Annotated in this window: 14 protein-coding genes and 1 pseudogene; 8 read left to right on the top strand and 7 right to left on the bottom strand. The window is 31.1% G+C overall.

Going from position 1 to position 14,516, the window contains the following annotated elements; all coding sequences use genetic code 11:
• Positions 1-25: 25 nt before the first annotated feature.
• From AJN70_RS06155 to AJN70_RS06185, 7 genes are read right to left on the bottom strand one after another with little or no spacing between them, the layout of a single operon-like run.
• Positions 26-574, bottom strand: a complete 549-nt coding sequence (locus AJN70_RS06155) for a hypothetical protein (protein WP_004305497.1) — start codon at positions 572-574, stop codon at positions 26-28.
• Positions 567-1,673 (bottom strand): hypothetical protein, encoded by a 1,107-nt coding sequence (locus AJN70_RS06160; protein ID WP_079264390.1) that lies wholly within the window; start codon positions 1,671-1,673, stop codon positions 567-569. The genes AJN70_RS06155 and AJN70_RS06160 overlap by 8 nt, the downstream gene beginning before the upstream one ends.
• Positions 1,660-2,535: a GTPase Era gene (gene era, locus AJN70_RS06165; protein WP_004305501.1), complete on the bottom strand. Its 876-nt coding sequence runs from the start codon at positions 2,533-2,535 to the stop codon at positions 1,660-1,662. The genes AJN70_RS06160 and era overlap by 14 nt, the downstream gene beginning before the upstream one ends.
• Positions 2,532-3,851, bottom strand: coding sequence for an ATP-dependent protease ATPase subunit HslU (gene hslU / locus AJN70_RS06170; RefSeq protein WP_004305504.1), 1,320 nt, complete (start codon positions 3,849-3,851; stop codon positions 2,532-2,534). The genes era and hslU overlap by 4 nt, the downstream gene beginning before the upstream one ends.
• Entirely contained in the window at positions 3,848-4,390 is a 543-nt protein-coding gene (hslV, locus tag AJN70_RS06175) for an ATP-dependent protease subunit HslV (RefSeq protein WP_002776411.1), read from the bottom strand. The genes hslU and hslV overlap by 4 nt, the downstream gene beginning before the upstream one ends.
• Positions 4,390-4,833, bottom strand: coding sequence for a 50S ribosomal protein L9 (rplI, locus tag AJN70_RS06180; protein WP_002781628.1), 444 nt, complete (start codon positions 4,831-4,833; stop codon positions 4,390-4,392). The genes hslV and rplI overlap by 1 nt, the downstream gene beginning before the upstream one ends.
• A 12-nt stretch (positions 4,834-4,845) precedes the next feature.
• Positions 4,846-6,066 carry an argininosuccinate synthase gene (locus tag AJN70_RS06185; protein WP_002861361.1) on the bottom strand — a complete coding sequence of 407 codons (1,221 nt, stop codon included), beginning with the start codon at positions 6,064-6,066 and terminating at the stop codon, positions 4,846-4,848.
• Between the two features lie 154 nt (positions 6,067-6,220).
• On the opposite strand from AJN70_RS06185, the gene AJN70_RS06190 reads away from it, so the two are divergent.
• From AJN70_RS06190 to kdpB, 8 genes and pseudogenes are all read left to right on the top strand, one after another.
• Complete coding sequence (locus AJN70_RS06190) at positions 6,221-6,466, top strand: RNA-binding S4 domain-containing protein (protein WP_070210754.1); 246 nt, start codon at positions 6,221-6,223, stop codon at positions 6,464-6,466.
• A complete protein-coding gene (gene tsaE, locus AJN70_RS06195) occupies positions 6,463-6,870 on the top strand; it encodes a tRNA (adenosine(37)-N6)-threonylcarbamoyltransferase complex ATPase subunit type 1 TsaE (protein ID WP_002854905.1) in 408 nt (135 codons plus the stop codon). Before AJN70_RS06190 ends, tsaE begins: the two co-directional genes overlap by 4 nt.
• On the top strand, positions 6,863-7,591 hold the full coding sequence (gene lptB, locus AJN70_RS06200; RefSeq protein WP_002855252.1) for an LPS export ABC transporter ATP-binding protein: 729 nt from the start codon (positions 6,863-6,865) through the stop codon (positions 7,589-7,591). Before tsaE ends, lptB begins: the two co-directional genes overlap by 8 nt.
• Positions 7,591-8,841 carry an RNA polymerase factor sigma-54 gene (locus tag AJN70_RS06205; protein ID WP_053872598.1) on the top strand — a complete coding sequence of 417 codons (1,251 nt, stop codon included), beginning with the start codon at positions 7,591-7,593 and terminating at the stop codon, positions 8,839-8,841. The genes lptB and AJN70_RS06205 overlap by 1 nt, the downstream gene beginning before the upstream one ends.
• Before the next feature lie 165 nt (positions 8,842-9,006).
• Positions 9,007-10,431, top strand: a complete 1,425-nt coding sequence (locus tag AJN70_RS06210; protein ID WP_004305519.1) for an anaerobic C4-dicarboxylate transporter — start codon at positions 9,007-9,009, stop codon at positions 10,429-10,431.
• Between the two features lie 141 nt (positions 10,432-10,572).
• Positions 10,573-10,760: pseudogene (gene kdpF, locus AJN70_RS09380) on the top strand (K(+)-transporting ATPase subunit F).
• A 9-nt stretch (positions 10,761-10,769) separates the two neighbouring features.
• A complete protein-coding gene (kdpA, locus tag AJN70_RS06215) occupies positions 10,770-12,461 on the top strand; it encodes a potassium-transporting ATPase subunit KdpA (RefSeq protein ID WP_004305525.1) in 1,692 nt (563 codons plus the stop codon).
• Positions 12,462-12,470: 9 nt separating this feature from the next.
• Complete coding sequence (gene kdpB / locus AJN70_RS06220) at positions 12,471-14,516, top strand: potassium-transporting ATPase subunit KdpB (RefSeq protein ID WP_002871324.1); 2,046 nt, start codon at positions 12,471-12,473, stop codon at positions 14,514-14,516.

Raw genomic sequence — 14,516 nt, forward strand, 5'->3', positions numbered from 1 at the left:
TTAAAAATATAACATTTTAATATTATTATAAATTAATAAATTTAAACATTAAATCAAGCTTTAATTTTAAACCCTGTGTATTGTATAGTTTTATTTTATCAATTTTTAAAGCTATAGGAAGATTTTCTAAATTTTGTATAAAATTGAGCAAGTCTTTAAAGTTGCCATTTAAACTTAGAGAAACATAATTATAGTGAATAAAATTTTTGTTTTCTTGGGAAAATTTTATTTCATTAATGATTAAATTTTTGGATAAATTATTGATTTTTTTATTGAAAAAATCTTTATCATAAGAAAATAAATGTAATTTTTCTTTATAGTATTTTAATTTTTCTTCCTCTGTTTTTATCTGTTTTGTTAGCTTTGTCTCTATTTCTTTAAGATGTGAATTTTCTATTTTTGCTTCATTTAATGCAAGGTAATTATGTTCTACTAATGTTTTTTGAAAAATATCTTCCAAAAAGTGATCGTGAATTTTAAAAGCTAAAAACAAAGCACAAAGGCAGATAAAAGAAATAAAAAGAAATTTTTCCCTAGGATTTAAATTTTGCAAAAATACTTCTATTTTATTCATGTATGACTTCTAATATGATATTAAATGTTTCTTTATTTTTATCAAGAATTTTAAAAGCAGAATTTAGATTTTCTAATGCTCTTTTAAAGTGGTTTTCATCGATAAAAGAAAGAATGATTTTTGTTTGTTCAAATTCAAGATTTGTGATTTTAAGTTCATTGGAGTTAAGCCATGATATGATTTGATTTAGAATGATTGCTTTATTTTTATCTAAATTGATTTCTTTTGTTATGATGGATAAAATATGAAATTGTTGTTGTGTAGATGATATTTTATTGGAAAGAGTAAAGTTTAAATCTTGTATGTTTGTTAATAATTTTTGCTTATCTTGTTTTAGTTTAGAAATTTCTTCTTGTATGATAAAATTTTTATTTTGAATTTCCTTATTTTGTTTGTACTCTATAAAATCTTTAAATAATAAAATCATCATACTAAGACTAAAGCTAAAAATAAATATTAATATAATTTTAAAAGAAATAGATATTTTTATTTTATTATACTTGATAAAATTACAATTTTGATCTAGATTTTTTATGCTATATGAACTTAATTTCAATAAACTATTTTTATCAAGAATATCATTTAGATTTAAACATTTTATTTGAGACGAGAAGTAATGTTTGATTGTATCCAAATCCTGATAAAGTAGCAATTTGCTTTCATAGTGTTTTAAAAGTTCTATAAATCGATTTTGTTTAAAAAATAAATCCATATTACTTGGGTTGAAATTTTCGATTTTTTTAAGATTGATAAATTTTCCTTCTTGGTAAAAATATAAATATAAAGTTTGATCATATAAATTTAAAACACAATAATCACTTTCCTCAATAAATCTTTCATCAAATAAAGCTTGAAAAATTAAAGGCTCAGGAAAGCAAAAACGACTTTTTTTCAATTTGTAAACAGGTGCTAAAAAACAATGATAAATTTCATTATGTTTAAAAAAAGCTATTTGGTAGTCAAAGGGTTTGCTTAGCTTAAAATCTGCGGTTAAATTGTTAAAAAGTTCGTCTTCTTTGAATATTCCTGTTCTTTGAGTATAAAGCAAATCTGTAGATTTTATAAAATTTATTTTATTTAATGAATTAATTTTCATCATTTAAAAGTTTTTTTAAAAATTCTTCATCTTTTTGCCAGTTTTTTTTCACTGTTACGAAAAGCTTTAAAAGTACCTTTTTTTGTGCAAGTTTTGAAATTTTAAAGCGTGCATCTTTGCCTATTCTTTTTAAAGTTGCCCCTTCTTTTCCTATAAGCATACCCTTGTGAGAGTTTGTATCGGTGATGATATTGGCTTCTAGGATTAAAAGATTAGGTGTGTCTTTAGTGCGATGGATAAGCACTTCGCTACTATAAGGAAGCTCATCGCTTAAATTTTCATAAATACTTTCAAGTATGAAATCTCTATAAAGTTCTTTTTCGCTACTCGCACTTAAAAATTCAGGATCATAAAAATATTCATGTTCGTCAAGATATTTTACTATCTCATCTAACAAGCCTTTTTTATAGCTTTTTTTCTTAGAAGAATAAGGAATGATAGCCTTAAAATGTTGGCTAAATTTTGCATATTCGCCAAGTTTTTTTAAAAGCGTAGCATTGTCGGTTAAATCTACTTTATTTAAAACGATGATATGTGGTACTTGTGGGTTTAGACTAAGAAAATTTTCATAGTCTTTTGTACTATCAAAAATACTCGCCACAAATAAAATCACATCACAATCCCCCATGGATTTAATAGCACTTTGGACAAGCAGTTGATTAAGCCTAGCACCGCTTTCGTGAAGTCCTGGGGTATCGATGAAAATGATTTGATTTTTTTCATGTATCACTATGGCTTTGATTTTACGTCTTGTGGCGTTTTGTTTGTGAGAAACTAGGGCAATTTTTTCTTCTAATAAGGAATTGATTAAAGTACTTTTTCCTGCATTAGTGCGCCCTATGATGCTAACAAAGCCACTTTTCACAAAATATACCTTGCAAGATCTTTATTTTCTATGATATCTCCGAGTTTTTCTTCTACCATTTTTTTATCCACTACGAATTTTTTACCCGCATACTCATCAGCTTCAAAGCTTAGATCTTCAAGTAATTTTTCTATCACAGTATGTAAGCGTCTAGCACCTATATCTTGCATTTCTTCATTAGCTCTTGAAGCTATTTTTGCTATTTCTTTAATGGCTTCATCATTAAATTCAAGTTCTAATTTTTCAGTTTTTAAAAGCTGAGAGTATTGTTTTAAAAGTGAATTTTTAGGACGTGTTAAAATTTCATAAAGAGCTTTATCATCAAGACTATCTAATTCCACTCTTAAAGGAAAGCGTCCTTGAAGTTCAGGGATAAGATCGCTTGGTTTGCTAAGATGAAAAGCCCCTGCGGCGATAAAAAGAATATGATCGGTTTTTAAAGTACCTATTTTTGTTTGTACATTTGATCCCTCTACTATAGGAAGTAAGTCTCTTTGCACCCCTTCTTTACTTGGATCTTGGCGGTTTGAATTTCCGCTTGAAACAGCGATTTTATCGATTTCATCAATAAAAATAATCCCTTCATTTTCCGCTCTTTTTAAGGCTTCGCTTTTGATACTTTCTTGATCTAGGATTTTTTCTCCTGCTTCGTTTTTTAAAGCATTTTTAGCGTCTTTGATTTTCATTTCTTTTTTGACTTTTTTACTGCCAACGCCTATAACCTTAACTATATCTTGCATTGCACCCATTTCAGGAGGTAGGTTAGGATTGGTATCGAACATATTTTGTGAAATTTCTATCTCTATGGTGCTTTCATCAAGATCGCCATTTCTTAGTTTAGTTCTCATTTTTTCAAGACTGTTTTTATATTCTTCTTGTTTTTCATCACTGATACCCTTTGGTAAAGGTGGTAAAAGTTTTTCTAAAATTTTATTTTCTATAAATTCATCGATTTTATCTTTGTTTTTTTCTCTTTGCTCATTTTTTACCAAATTTAAAGCTGCATTGGCAAGATCTCTTACCATGCTTTCCACATCACGACCTACAAAACCCACTTCAGTATATTTGCTCGCTTCGATTTTGATGAAAGGAAAGCCCATCATTTTAGCTAAACGCCTAGCGATTTCTGTTTTTCCTACACCTGTAGAACCTATCATCAAGATATTTTTAGGTACGATATCATCTTGTAATTCAGGGCTAAGTTGCATTCTGCGGTAGCGATTTCTTAAAGCTATAGCTATGATTTTTTTAGCTTTTTTTTGTCCTATAACATAATCATCTAAAAATTTAACAATTTCTTTTGGAGTTAGATTCATTTCTCATCCTCGATTACATAAGTTTTGATATTGGTATTGGTGTAAATGCAAATTTCACCTGCGATTTGAAGGCTTGATTTTACAAGTTCTTCTTCATCTAAATTTGCATGTTTTGCTAAGGCTCTAGCAGCTGAAAGTGCATAGTTTCCACCACTTCCTATGGCTGCGATTTGCCCATCTTCAGGTTCGACCACATCGCCTGTACCAGAAAGTAGAAAAATGTGATTTCTATCAAGTACAAGCATCATGGCTTCAAGTTTTCTTAGGTATTTATCTTTTCTCCATTCTTTAGAAAAGTCAATCGCTGCTTTTAAAAGATCGCCTTTAGAACTTTGAAGGAGATTTTCAAACATATCAAAAAGATTAAAAGCATCAGCTGTCGATCCTGCAAAACCTGCTAAAACTTTTCCATTATTAAGTTTTCTAATCTTTACAGCATTGCCTTTTAGTACCGTGTTTCCAAAGCTTACTTGTCCATCTCCGCCGATTACGGATTTATTTTTACCTTTGTAAGCTAAAATCGTTGTTGCGTGAAACATTATTCTGCCTTTATGTTTATGTTAAATTTAGCATGGATTGCGTGTCCAAGTTTTACGCTTACCTCGTGAATTCCTAAGCTTTTTAAGGTGTCGCATTCTAAACTTTTTTTATCGATTTCTATATGGCTTTGTTCTTTTAGGGCGTGAGCGATTTCATCTTTGGTTACACCACCAAACAAACTTCCATTTGCACCTACGGGTTTTGAAATTTCAAGAGTGATTTTGCTAAGTTCTTCTTTGAGTTTTTCTAAATTTGCGATTTCAAAGCGTAAATTTTCAGCCTCTTTTTTCTTATCGCTTTCGTATTTTCTTAAAACTTCATTAGTAGCTGCTTTAGCAAAGCCTTTAGCGATTAAGAAATTTTGTCCGTAGCCGTCTTTTACTTCTTTTATTTCTCCTGCTTTTCCAAGTGCTTTTACATCTTTGATTAATAATACTTTCATTTTATTCCTTTATTAAAATTTTCTTCCATTTTTTCCTGCAATGATAAAACGCAAAGCATTAAGCTTGATAAAGCCTGCTGCGTCTTTTTGATTATACACTTCATCTTCTTCAAAAGTACAATAAGCTGCGTTAAACAAGCTATCGTTCGCACTTTCACGTCCTATAACCATCACATTGCCTTTATAAAGCTCGAGTTTTACTCTGCCATTGGCGTGAATTTGAGACTCATCGATTAAGGCTTGAAGCATCATTCTTTCAGGCGAGAACCAATAGCCATTATAAATTAAACTTGCGTATTTTGGCATGAGTTCATCTTTTAAGTGTGCTGCTTCTCTATCAAGCGTGATGCTTTCAAGCGCTCTGTGTGCTTTTAAAAGTATAGTACCGCCTGGAGTTTCGTAACAACCACGACTTTTCATTCCTACATAGCGATTTTCTACTATATCAAGGCGTCCTATACCGTGTTTGCAGCCTAGTTCGTTAAGTTTGGTTAAAAGTCCTGCAGGACTTAGTTTTTCTCCATTTATCGCTACTAAATCTCCCTTTTGGAAATCAAGTTCTATAATTTCACTTTCATTTGGAGCGTCTTTTGGGCTTTTACTCCATCTCCACATATCTTCTTGGGGTGCGTGTGCAGGATCTTCTAAAACAAGTCCTTCATAAGAAATATGAAGTAAATTTGCGTCCATAGAATAAGGAGATTTTCCTTTTTTCTTAGAAATATCAATACCGTGTTTTTGTGCATAAGCAAGGAGTTTTTCACGACTGTTTAAATCCCACTCACGCCATGGAGCGATGATTTTTAAATCGGGATTAAAAGCAAGATAACCAAGTTCAAAACGCACTTGATCATTTCCTTTGCCTGTGGCACCATGACTTACCGCATCAGCACCTGTTTGCAGGGCAATTTGTGCTTGAGTTTTTGCTATAAGTGGTCTTGCTATACTTGTTCCTAAAAGATATTCTCCTTCATAAATCGCATTGGCTCTAAACATAGGAAATACATAATCTTTAACAAATTCATCTCTTAAATCTTTAATGAAAATATTTTCTTCTTTTATACCTAAAGAAAGGGCTTTTTTTCTTGCAGGTTCGAGTTCTTCGCCTTGACCAATATCTGCTGTAAAAGTTACAACTTCACAATTATACTCATCTTGAAGCCATTTTAAAATGATGCTCGTATCAAGCCCCCCAGAATACGCTAAAACTACTTTTTTTACTTCATTTTTCATAAGATATCCTTTGCTAAAATAGATTTGAAAATTGTAAAATTGTATCCAAATTTCATTAAAGAAAAGTTTTTACTTGCTATTTTCTTAAAAAATAAAGCAAAGGCGTAAGCAAATTTTGTTCCAAAAATTGATTTTTTTTGCTAAAATTGCTTTTATGAGAGTAGATAAATTTTTAAATGTAGTTAATATCACGAAAAGAAGAGCTATTTCTGAAGATATGTGTAAAAGTGGCATAGTGGGGATTAATGGCGTTATTGTTAAAGCGAGTAAAGAGATTAAGGTGGGTGATATTATCACTTTACATTTTATTGAATACACTCAAAAATATAAAGTCCTAGCTATACCTAGCACGAAAAGCATTCCTAAAAATGCACAAAATGAATATGTGGTAAAATTATGAAAGAATTTATTTTAGCAAAAGATGAGATCAAAACGATGCTTCAAATAATGCCTAAAGAAGGTGTTGTTTTGCTTCAAGGAGATTTGGCTAGCGGAAAAACAAGCTTGGTGCAAGCTTGGGTTAAATTTCTTGGTCTTGATGCAAGGGTAGATTCTCCAACTTTTTCCACTATGCAAAAATATGAAAATCATGATATTTGCATTTATCATTATGATATTTATCAAGAAGGTTTAGAAGGACTTTTAGCGAATGGTTTATTTGAAAATTTTTTTGAAAAAGGTTTACATTTGGTTGAATGGGGCGGTGAAAATTTGAAAAAAACTTTAATGAAATTTGGAATTTCTACTATCCAGATTAAAATTAGCATTAAAGACGACAAAAGAAAGTATGAAATTTATGAGTAAATTAGAAATTGTAAATTTAGAAAAAATTATTAAAAAAACTAAGATTATACATGGAATTTCTTTAGAGGTTAATAGCGGAGAAGTTGTAGGACTTTTAGGGCCAAATGGCGCAGGAAAAACAACAACTTTTTATATGATATGTGGACTTATTTCTCCAAGTAGTGGAAAAGTTCTTTTAGATGGTTTGGATGTAACAAAAGATCCTTTAAACAAAAGAGCTAGATCAGGGATAGGTTATCTACCTCAAGAAAGTAGTATTTTTAAGGATTTAAGTGTAGAAGATAACCTGCTTTTAGCGGCTCAGATTTTTTATAAAGATAAAAAAATTTTACATGATAAAGTTGAGCAAATGCTTGAACTTTTAAGTATAGAACCTATTCGTTTAAGGAAAGGTTTAAGTTTAAGTGGAGGTGAAAGAAGGCGTTGCGAGATCGCTAGAAGCTTGATGTGCGAACCTAAGTTTTTGCTTCTTGATGAGCCTTTTGCAGGTGTTGATCCTATAGCAGTGGCTGAAATTCAAACTTTAATTAAAGAGCTTAAAAGATTAGGGATTGGGGTTTTAATTACTGATCATAATGTGCGTGAGACTTTGGCTATTTGTGATAGAGCTTATGTTATAAGATCAGGTTCTTTACTTGCTAGTGGGAATGCTGATGAAATTGCAACCAATAAAGACGTGAAAAAGTATTATTTAGGAGCGGAGTTTAAACTCCTTGATTGATGTTAAAGCAAAAAATCACTCAAGCACCCAAGACTAAAATTTCTCAAACTTTACGCTCTTGGTTGCCGATTTTACAAGCAAACATAGAGGATTTAAAAGAAAATTTAGATAAATTTGCTGAGGATAATCCTTTCTTAAATGTTCAAGATTCGATACAAACTCATGATAAGGATAAGAATTATTTTGATTCATTTTATAAACATAATGCAAATTCGGCTTTTGTGGATAGTAAAGGACTTGCCAAAAAAAGTGTTTATGAGCTTTTAAATGAACAGATTCTTCCTCCTTTGTTTCCTACAAACAAATCTCAAGAGCTTGCAAAAAAAATTATAGAATGCTTAAATGAGGAAGGATATTTTGAATACGATGAAGAATTTTTAAAAGAGTATTCCTTAGAAGAAATTGAGCGAGTAAGAGCAAGATTTAAATTTTTAGATCCTGTAGGAGTAGGAGCTAAAGATTATAAAGAAGCATTTTTATTTGCTCTTGAAAATATGGAATTAGATGAAGATATTGATGAGTTTTGTAGAATGTTGATTATGGATTTTGAAAATATACAAAACTATACCAAAGAGCCTTTATATAAAGAAGCATTGGCTGTACTTAAGCGCTTTAGCACTCCTCCTTTTTTGGAATATTTTGAAGATTCTCGTATAATTGTTCCTGATATTTTTGTTTATAAAGAAAATGGTGAAATTAAAGTAAAAATCAATGATGATTATTATCCTGAAATTTCAATTCAAACTGATGGTTTAGAGCATGATTTTTTAAGTCATTACATCAAAGAAGCAAAAAATTTAGTCGATGCTCTAGCGATGAGAAAAGCTACTCTTTATAAAATAGGGCTTATGATAGTAGAATATCAATATGATTTTTTCATGGGAAAAGAGATAAAACCTATGACTTTTAAGGATTTAGCACTTGATTTAGAACGTAATGCTTCGACTATATCAAGAGCTGTGGCAAATAAATATTTAAGTTGTGAAAGAGGACTTATTCCCTTGCGTGATTTTTTTGCTTTTGCTCTTGATGAAGAGGGAGAGACTTCAAATGTAGGTGTTAAAGAATTCGTGGCAAATTTAGTAAAGAATGAAGATCGCAATAAACCTTTAAGCGATAGTAAAATTTTAGAATTAATCAAAGAAGAATTTAAGGTCGATATCGGACGAAGAACTATTACAAAATATCGCAAACATCTTAATATAGCAAGCTCTACAGATAGAAAAAAAATATATGAACTTGAAGGATAAAATTCTATACAATCTGTCAAACCCATTACGCTTGTGTTTTATATTTAAATTTAATTTAAATAATTTAAAAAATTGTTATTTTTATTTTTATAAATATTATTCTTTAATTTAAAAATGTGATACAATAATAACTGTTTTTAAATATCAATTTTCAAAGGAGTTAAAATGGATTTTTTAACAAGCCTTACCGAGGGAGGGCAATTTGCAGTCCAAATCATTATCGTTTTAATTTGTCTTTTTTACGGTGCAAAAAAAGGCGGTATAGCGCTTGGTTTGCTTGGTGGTATAGGTATTTTAATGCTTGTATTTGCTTTTCATATAAAGCCTGGAAAACCAGCCATAGATGTTATGCTTACAATTTTAGCGGTGGTGGTTGCGAGTGCAACTTTGCAAGCGAGTGGTGGTTTAGATGTTATGCTTCAAATAGCAGAAAGAATTTTAAGACGCAATCCTAAGTTTTTAACAATACTAGCACCTTTTGTAACCTGCTTTTTGACTATACTTTGTGGAACAGGACATGTGGTTTATACTATTATGCCTATTATTTATGATATAGCGATTAAAAACGGTATTCGTCCTGAGCGTCCAATGGCAGCAGCTTCTATATCATCACAAATGGGTATTATTGCATCTCCTGTATCTGTGGCTGTTGTGAGTTTGACTGCTTTGCTTTTAAATGCTAATCATAAATTAGCAGGTTTTGATGGTTATATTAATCTTCTTCAAATTACCATACCTAGTACATTATTTGGTGTGTTGTGTATAGGAATTTTTTCTTGGTTTAGAGGAAAAGATTTGGATAAAGATGAAGTATTTCAAGAAAAACTTAAAGATCCTGAATTTAAAAAATATGTTTATGGGGATTCTAAAACACTTTTAGGTGTTAAACTTCCAAAAAGCAATTGGGTCGCAATGTGGATTTTCTTAGGAGCTATTGCTTTAGTGGCTTTATTGGGTGTATTTGATTTTTTGCGTCCAAACTGGGGACAAGTTGTAAAAAATGGCATTCCTCAAGTAGATGCTTTAGGTAACCCTAAAATGGATGTTTTATCCATGGTTTCAGTTATTCAGATGTTTATGCTTTTAGCAGGTTCTTTGATTATCATCTTTACTAAAACAGATGCAAAGAAAATCGGCTCTAATGAAATTTTTAAATCAGGTATGATAGCGCTTGTTGCGGTTTTTGGAATTTCTTGGATGGCTGATACTATGTTTGCAGTTCACACTCCTATGATGAAAGCAGCACTTGGAGATATAGTAAAAGAGCATCCTTGGACTTATGCTGTAATGCTTCTTTTAATTTCAAAATTTGTAAACTCTCAAGCAGCAGCTATTTCGGCTTTTGTTCCTTTGGCTTTAGGAATTGGTGTTGAACCTGGTGTAATTGTTGCCTTTGCGGCTGCTTGTTATGGGTATTATATTTTACCAACCTATCCAAGCGATTTAGCTACTATACAATTTGATAGATCAGGTACTACTCACATTGGTAAATTTGTTATCAATCATAGTTTTATTTTACCAGGTCTTATAGGTGTAATCACTTCTTGTATAGCAGGATATTTTATTGCTATGGCAGCGGGTTATCTTTAACAATTTTTAGCAGGATTTTTCCTGCTAAATTCTTCATTTGTCTTTTTATTTAATGTAAATAAAAATTATAAATAAATCATAAAATTAGTATTAATCAAAATATAAGCTTAACAAGGATAGAATAAATCCTATTTTGAATCAATGAGAAAGGGCTATCCTATGGATGTTATCTTTGCTTTGCTTCTGTTTTTAGCTTTTGGTAGTTTATGGTTTTTTATCCGTTTTTGTGAAATTCAAACTAGGACACGCGGATGATATTTTTACTAGTTTTAAGCTTAATACTTGCTCTTTATTTATTTTATGCTCTATTATATCCTGAAAAATTTTAAAGGAAAAATATGCTAGAAATTTTAATAACACTGATTATAGCTTTTATATTAGCTTTAATTTTTGGAAATTATCTTTATAAAATTGCAAGCTGTAAAAAAACTATTTTTGATTTTATTTTTAATCCAATTGATAACTTAATTTATAAAATTTGTGCGATTGATAGAAAAAATATGACTTGGCAAAAATACTCTTTGCATTTAATTGCTTTTAATGCCTTAGTGGCTATTTTTTCTTTCGTGATTTTTTATTTGCAAGATAAACTTTTTTTAAATCCCAATTCGATAAATTCTATGAAAGGGGATTTGAATTTAAATACTGTAATTAGTTTTATTACAAATACAAACCTTCAGCATTATAGTGGAGAGAGTGCTTTAAGTTTGCTTTCGCAAAATACAGGCATTTTACTTGCTATGTTTGTTTCAAGTGCAAGTGGATATTCTGCTTGTATGGCTTTTTGTCGTGCTTTATGTGGCATGCAAATGGGAAATTTTTATGAAGATTTTACGCGTATTATTACGCGTTTGATGTTGCCTTTAAGTTTTATTTTGGCTGTAATTTTTATCTCTGAAGGCGTAGTGCAAAACTATCACGCAAATTTTAGCGTGCTTACTTTAGAAAATAAATTTCAAAGTATTGCCACAGGTCCTGTTGCAGCTCTTGAGTCTATAAAACATTTAGGGACAAATGGGGGTGGTTTTTTTGGTGCTAATTCAAGTATGCCTTTTGAAAATCCTACTTTACTTACAAATTTTTTACAAATTTTATCCATGATGCTTATTCCTAGCGCCTGTGTTGTAGCTTTTGGATTGATGGTTTATCATAGAAAAGAAAGACAAGGTTTTGCTCTTATGGGAAAAGAAGGGGGAGTTATTTTTGGTGCAATGGGGATTATTTTTATCATTTCTTTGCTTTTAATTTATTTTAGCGAAAAAATGTCAAATCCAAATTTGGATTCTTTGGGTTTAAATGCAAATTTGGGAAATTTAGAAGGTAAAGAAATAAGATTTGGCACAGATGGTTCGAGTTTATTTAGTGCTGTAACTACTGCTTTTACTACAGGAAGCGTCAATAATATGCACGATAGTTTAAATCCTTTAAGCATCAGTGCTACTTTGTTAAATATGATGTTAAATGTAGCTTTTGGTGGCGAAGGAGTAGGGCTTATGAATATGATTATTTATGTGCTTTTAACCGTGTTTATTTGTGCATTAATGATAGGCAGAACTCCAGAATTCTTGGGTAAAAAAATAGAAAGCGCACAAATGAAGCTTATAGCTTTGGTAATTCTTATCCATCCTTTATTAATCCTTGTTTTAAGTGCATTAGCTGTTGTTTTTGCAAAAGATAGTATAAGCAATCCTAGCTTTCATGGCTTGGCTCAAATTTTGTATGAATTTAGTTCTTCGGCAGCAAATAATGGTTCAGGACTTGAAGGTTTAAAAGATGATAATTTATTTTGGAATTTAAGTACAGCTTTTGCTATGTTTTGTGGGCGTTATTTGGTTTTAATAGCTCAGCTTGCTATAGCTGGATCGCTTTTGGCTAAAAATACACAAGAAAATACTGCAAATTCTTTAAAAACGGATAATTTAACTTTTATGTTTGTGCTTGTTTGTATTATATATATTTTTGCTGCACTTACTTTTTTTCCAGTGCTTACTTTATCAAGCGTTGCAGAATATTTATCTTTATGGCATTAAGGAGAGTCAATGTCTAAAAAACAAAATAAACTCATTACAAAAGAAATTTTAAATAATGCCATAAAAGGAGCATTTTTAAAATTTGATCCACGCTTTATGATAAAAAATCCTGTTATGTTTATGGTGGAAGTTGGATTGATTCTTACTTTGATTTTAAGTATTTTTCCTACTTTGTTTAATGGAAATTCTGATGAAAGAATTTATAATATCTTAATCACTTTTATTTTATTTGTAACCTTGCTTTTTGCAAATTTTGCAGAAAGTATTGCAGAAGGAAGGGGTAAAGCCCAAGCAGCTACCTTAAGACAAAGTAAAAAGGATTCTAAAGCTAGACGCATAAAAAGTGATGGCAGTGAAGAAATGCTTAATTCTAGCGAGTTAAAAATAGGTGATATAGTTTTAGTTAAAGCAGGTGAACTTATACCTAATGATGGAGAAATTATAGAAGGTGCTGCAAGTGTTGATGAATCAGCTATTACAGGTGAAAGTGCTCCTGTTATGCGTGAAGCGGGCGGTGATTTTTCTTCTGTTACAGGTGGGACTACGGTTTTAACTGATTTTTTAAAGATTAAAATTTTAGTTGGAGCTGGGGAAAGTTTTTTAGATAAAATGATCAATCTTGTAGAAGGCGCTGCGCGTCAAAAAACTCCAAATGAAATTGCTCTTAATACTCTTTTAATTGTGCTTAGTTTGAGTTTTCTAGTAGTGGTTGTAAGTTTATATCCTTTTATGCAATTTTTAGGCGTGAGCTTGCCTATTTCGTGGTTAGTAGCATTGCTTGTATGTCTTATTCCTACAACTATAGGGGGGCTTTTATCAGCTATAGGAATAGCAGGTATGGACAGGGTAACGCGTTTTAATGTGATCGCACTTTCAGGCAAGGCTGTTGAAAGTTGTGGTGATGTTGATACTATGATTTTGGATAAAACAGGAACGATTACTTTTGGAAACCGTTTGGCAAATGAATTTTATGAAGTTCAAGGTATAAGCAAAGACGAAATGATTAAAGCTTGTGTTTTATCCTCTTTAAAAGATGAAACTCCAGAAGGCAAAAGCATAGTTGCATTGGCTCAAAAAATGGGTTATGAATTAAAAGGTAATGATATTAAAGAATTTATCGAATTTAGCGCTCAAAATAGAATGAGTGGTGTGGATTTGCAAGATAATACAAAAATTCGCAAAGGTGCTTTCGATGCTATAAGAGCTTATATAAGCGAAATGAATGGAAAAATTCCTAGCGATTTAGAAACTAAGGTAATGGAAATTTCAAATCTTGGTGGCACTCCTTTGGTAGTGTGTAAAAATGAAAAAATTTTAGGAGTGATTTATTTAAAGGATACAGTAAAACCAGGACTTAAAGAGCGCTTTGATGAGCTTAGAAAAATGGGCATAAAAACTTTAATGTGTACTGGAGACAATCCTTTAACAGCAGCTACTATAGCCAAAGAAGCAGGGCTTGATGGATTTATAGCAGAATGCAAGCCTGAAGATAAAATAGAAGCCATTAAAAAAGAACAAGCCCAAGGTAAGATAGTAGCCATGACAGGAGATGGAACCAATGATGCTCCAGCTCTTGCACAAGCTGATGTAGGTATAGCTATGAACTCAGGAACTCAAGCAGCCAAAGAAGCAGCCAATATGATAGATCTTGATTCTAATCCTACTAAAATTTTAGAAGTGGTTGAAATAGGAAAAGGTTTGCTTATTACTAGAGGCAGTCTTACAACTTTTAGTATGGCAAATGATATTGCTAAGTATTTTGCTATTTTACCTGCTATGTTTAGTGTGGTTTTACCTCAAATGCAAATTTTAAATATTATGCATTTGGCTACCCCGCAAAGCGCTATTTTATCAGCACTTATTTTTAATGCTATTATTATACCTTTGCTCATACCTATTGCTATGCGTGGAGTTAAATTTAAGCCTATGAAAAGTGAGCATTTGCTTTTAAGAAATTTGAGTATTTATGGTTTAGGTGGTATGATAGCACCTTTTATAGGGATAAAAATAATTGATATTCCTACAGCTTGGATACTTAGAATTTTAGGAGTGTGA

It is taken from the genome of Campylobacter sp. BCW_4341 (genome assembly GCF_001764255.1).
GTDB classification, from domain to species: domain Bacteria; phylum Campylobacterota; class Campylobacteria; order Campylobacterales; family Campylobacteraceae; genus Campylobacter_D; species Campylobacter_D jejuni.

What these genes read in the sequence shown, in the direction of transcription:
- rplI (WP_002781628.1), bottom strand. Translation starts at nt 4,833, where the DNA reads ATGAAAGTATTATTAATCAAAGATGTAAAAGCACTTGGAAAAGCAGGA.
- AJN70_RS06185 (WP_002861361.1), bottom strand. Translation starts at nt 6,066, where the DNA reads ATGAAAAATGAAGTAAAAAAAGTAGTTTTAGCGTATTCTGGGGGGCTT.
- AJN70_RS06210 (WP_004305519.1), top strand. Translation starts at nt 9,007, where the DNA reads ATGGATTTTTTAACAAGCCTTACCGAGGGAGGGCAATTTGCAGTCCAA.
- AJN70_RS06190 (WP_070210754.1), top strand. Translation starts at nt 6,221, where the DNA reads ATGAGAGTAGATAAATTTTTAAATGTAGTTAATATCACGAAAAGAAGA.
- kdpB (WP_002871324.1), top strand. Translation starts at nt 12,471, where the DNA reads ATGTCTAAAAAACAAAATAAACTCATTACAAAAGAAATTTTAAATAAT.
- AJN70_RS06160 (WP_079264390.1), bottom strand. Translation starts at nt 1,673, where the DNA reads ATGATGAAAATTAATTCATTAAATAAAATAAATTTTATAAAATCTACA.
- kdpA (WP_004305525.1), top strand. Translation starts at nt 10,770, where the DNA reads ATGCTAGAAATTTTAATAACACTGATTATAGCTTTTATATTAGCTTTA.
- tsaE (WP_002854905.1), top strand. Translation starts at nt 6,463, where the DNA reads ATGAAAGAATTTATTTTAGCAAAAGATGAGATCAAAACGATGCTTCAA.
- AJN70_RS06205 (WP_053872598.1), top strand. Translation starts at nt 7,591, where the DNA reads ATGTTAAAGCAAAAAATCACTCAAGCACCCAAGACTAAAATTTCTCAA.
- lptB (WP_002855252.1), top strand. Translation starts at nt 6,863, where the DNA reads ATGAGTAAATTAGAAATTGTAAATTTAGAAAAAATTATTAAAAAAACT.
- AJN70_RS06155 (WP_004305497.1), bottom strand. Translation starts at nt 574, where the DNA reads ATGAATAAAATAGAAGTATTTTTGCAAAATTTAAATCCTAGGGAAAAA.
- hslV (WP_002776411.1), bottom strand. Translation starts at nt 4,390, where the DNA reads ATGTTTCACGCAACAACGATTTTAGCTTACAAAGGTAAAAATAAATCC.
- hslU (WP_004305504.1), bottom strand. Translation starts at nt 3,851, where the DNA reads ATGAATCTAACTCCAAAAGAAATTGTTAAATTTTTAGATGATTATGTT.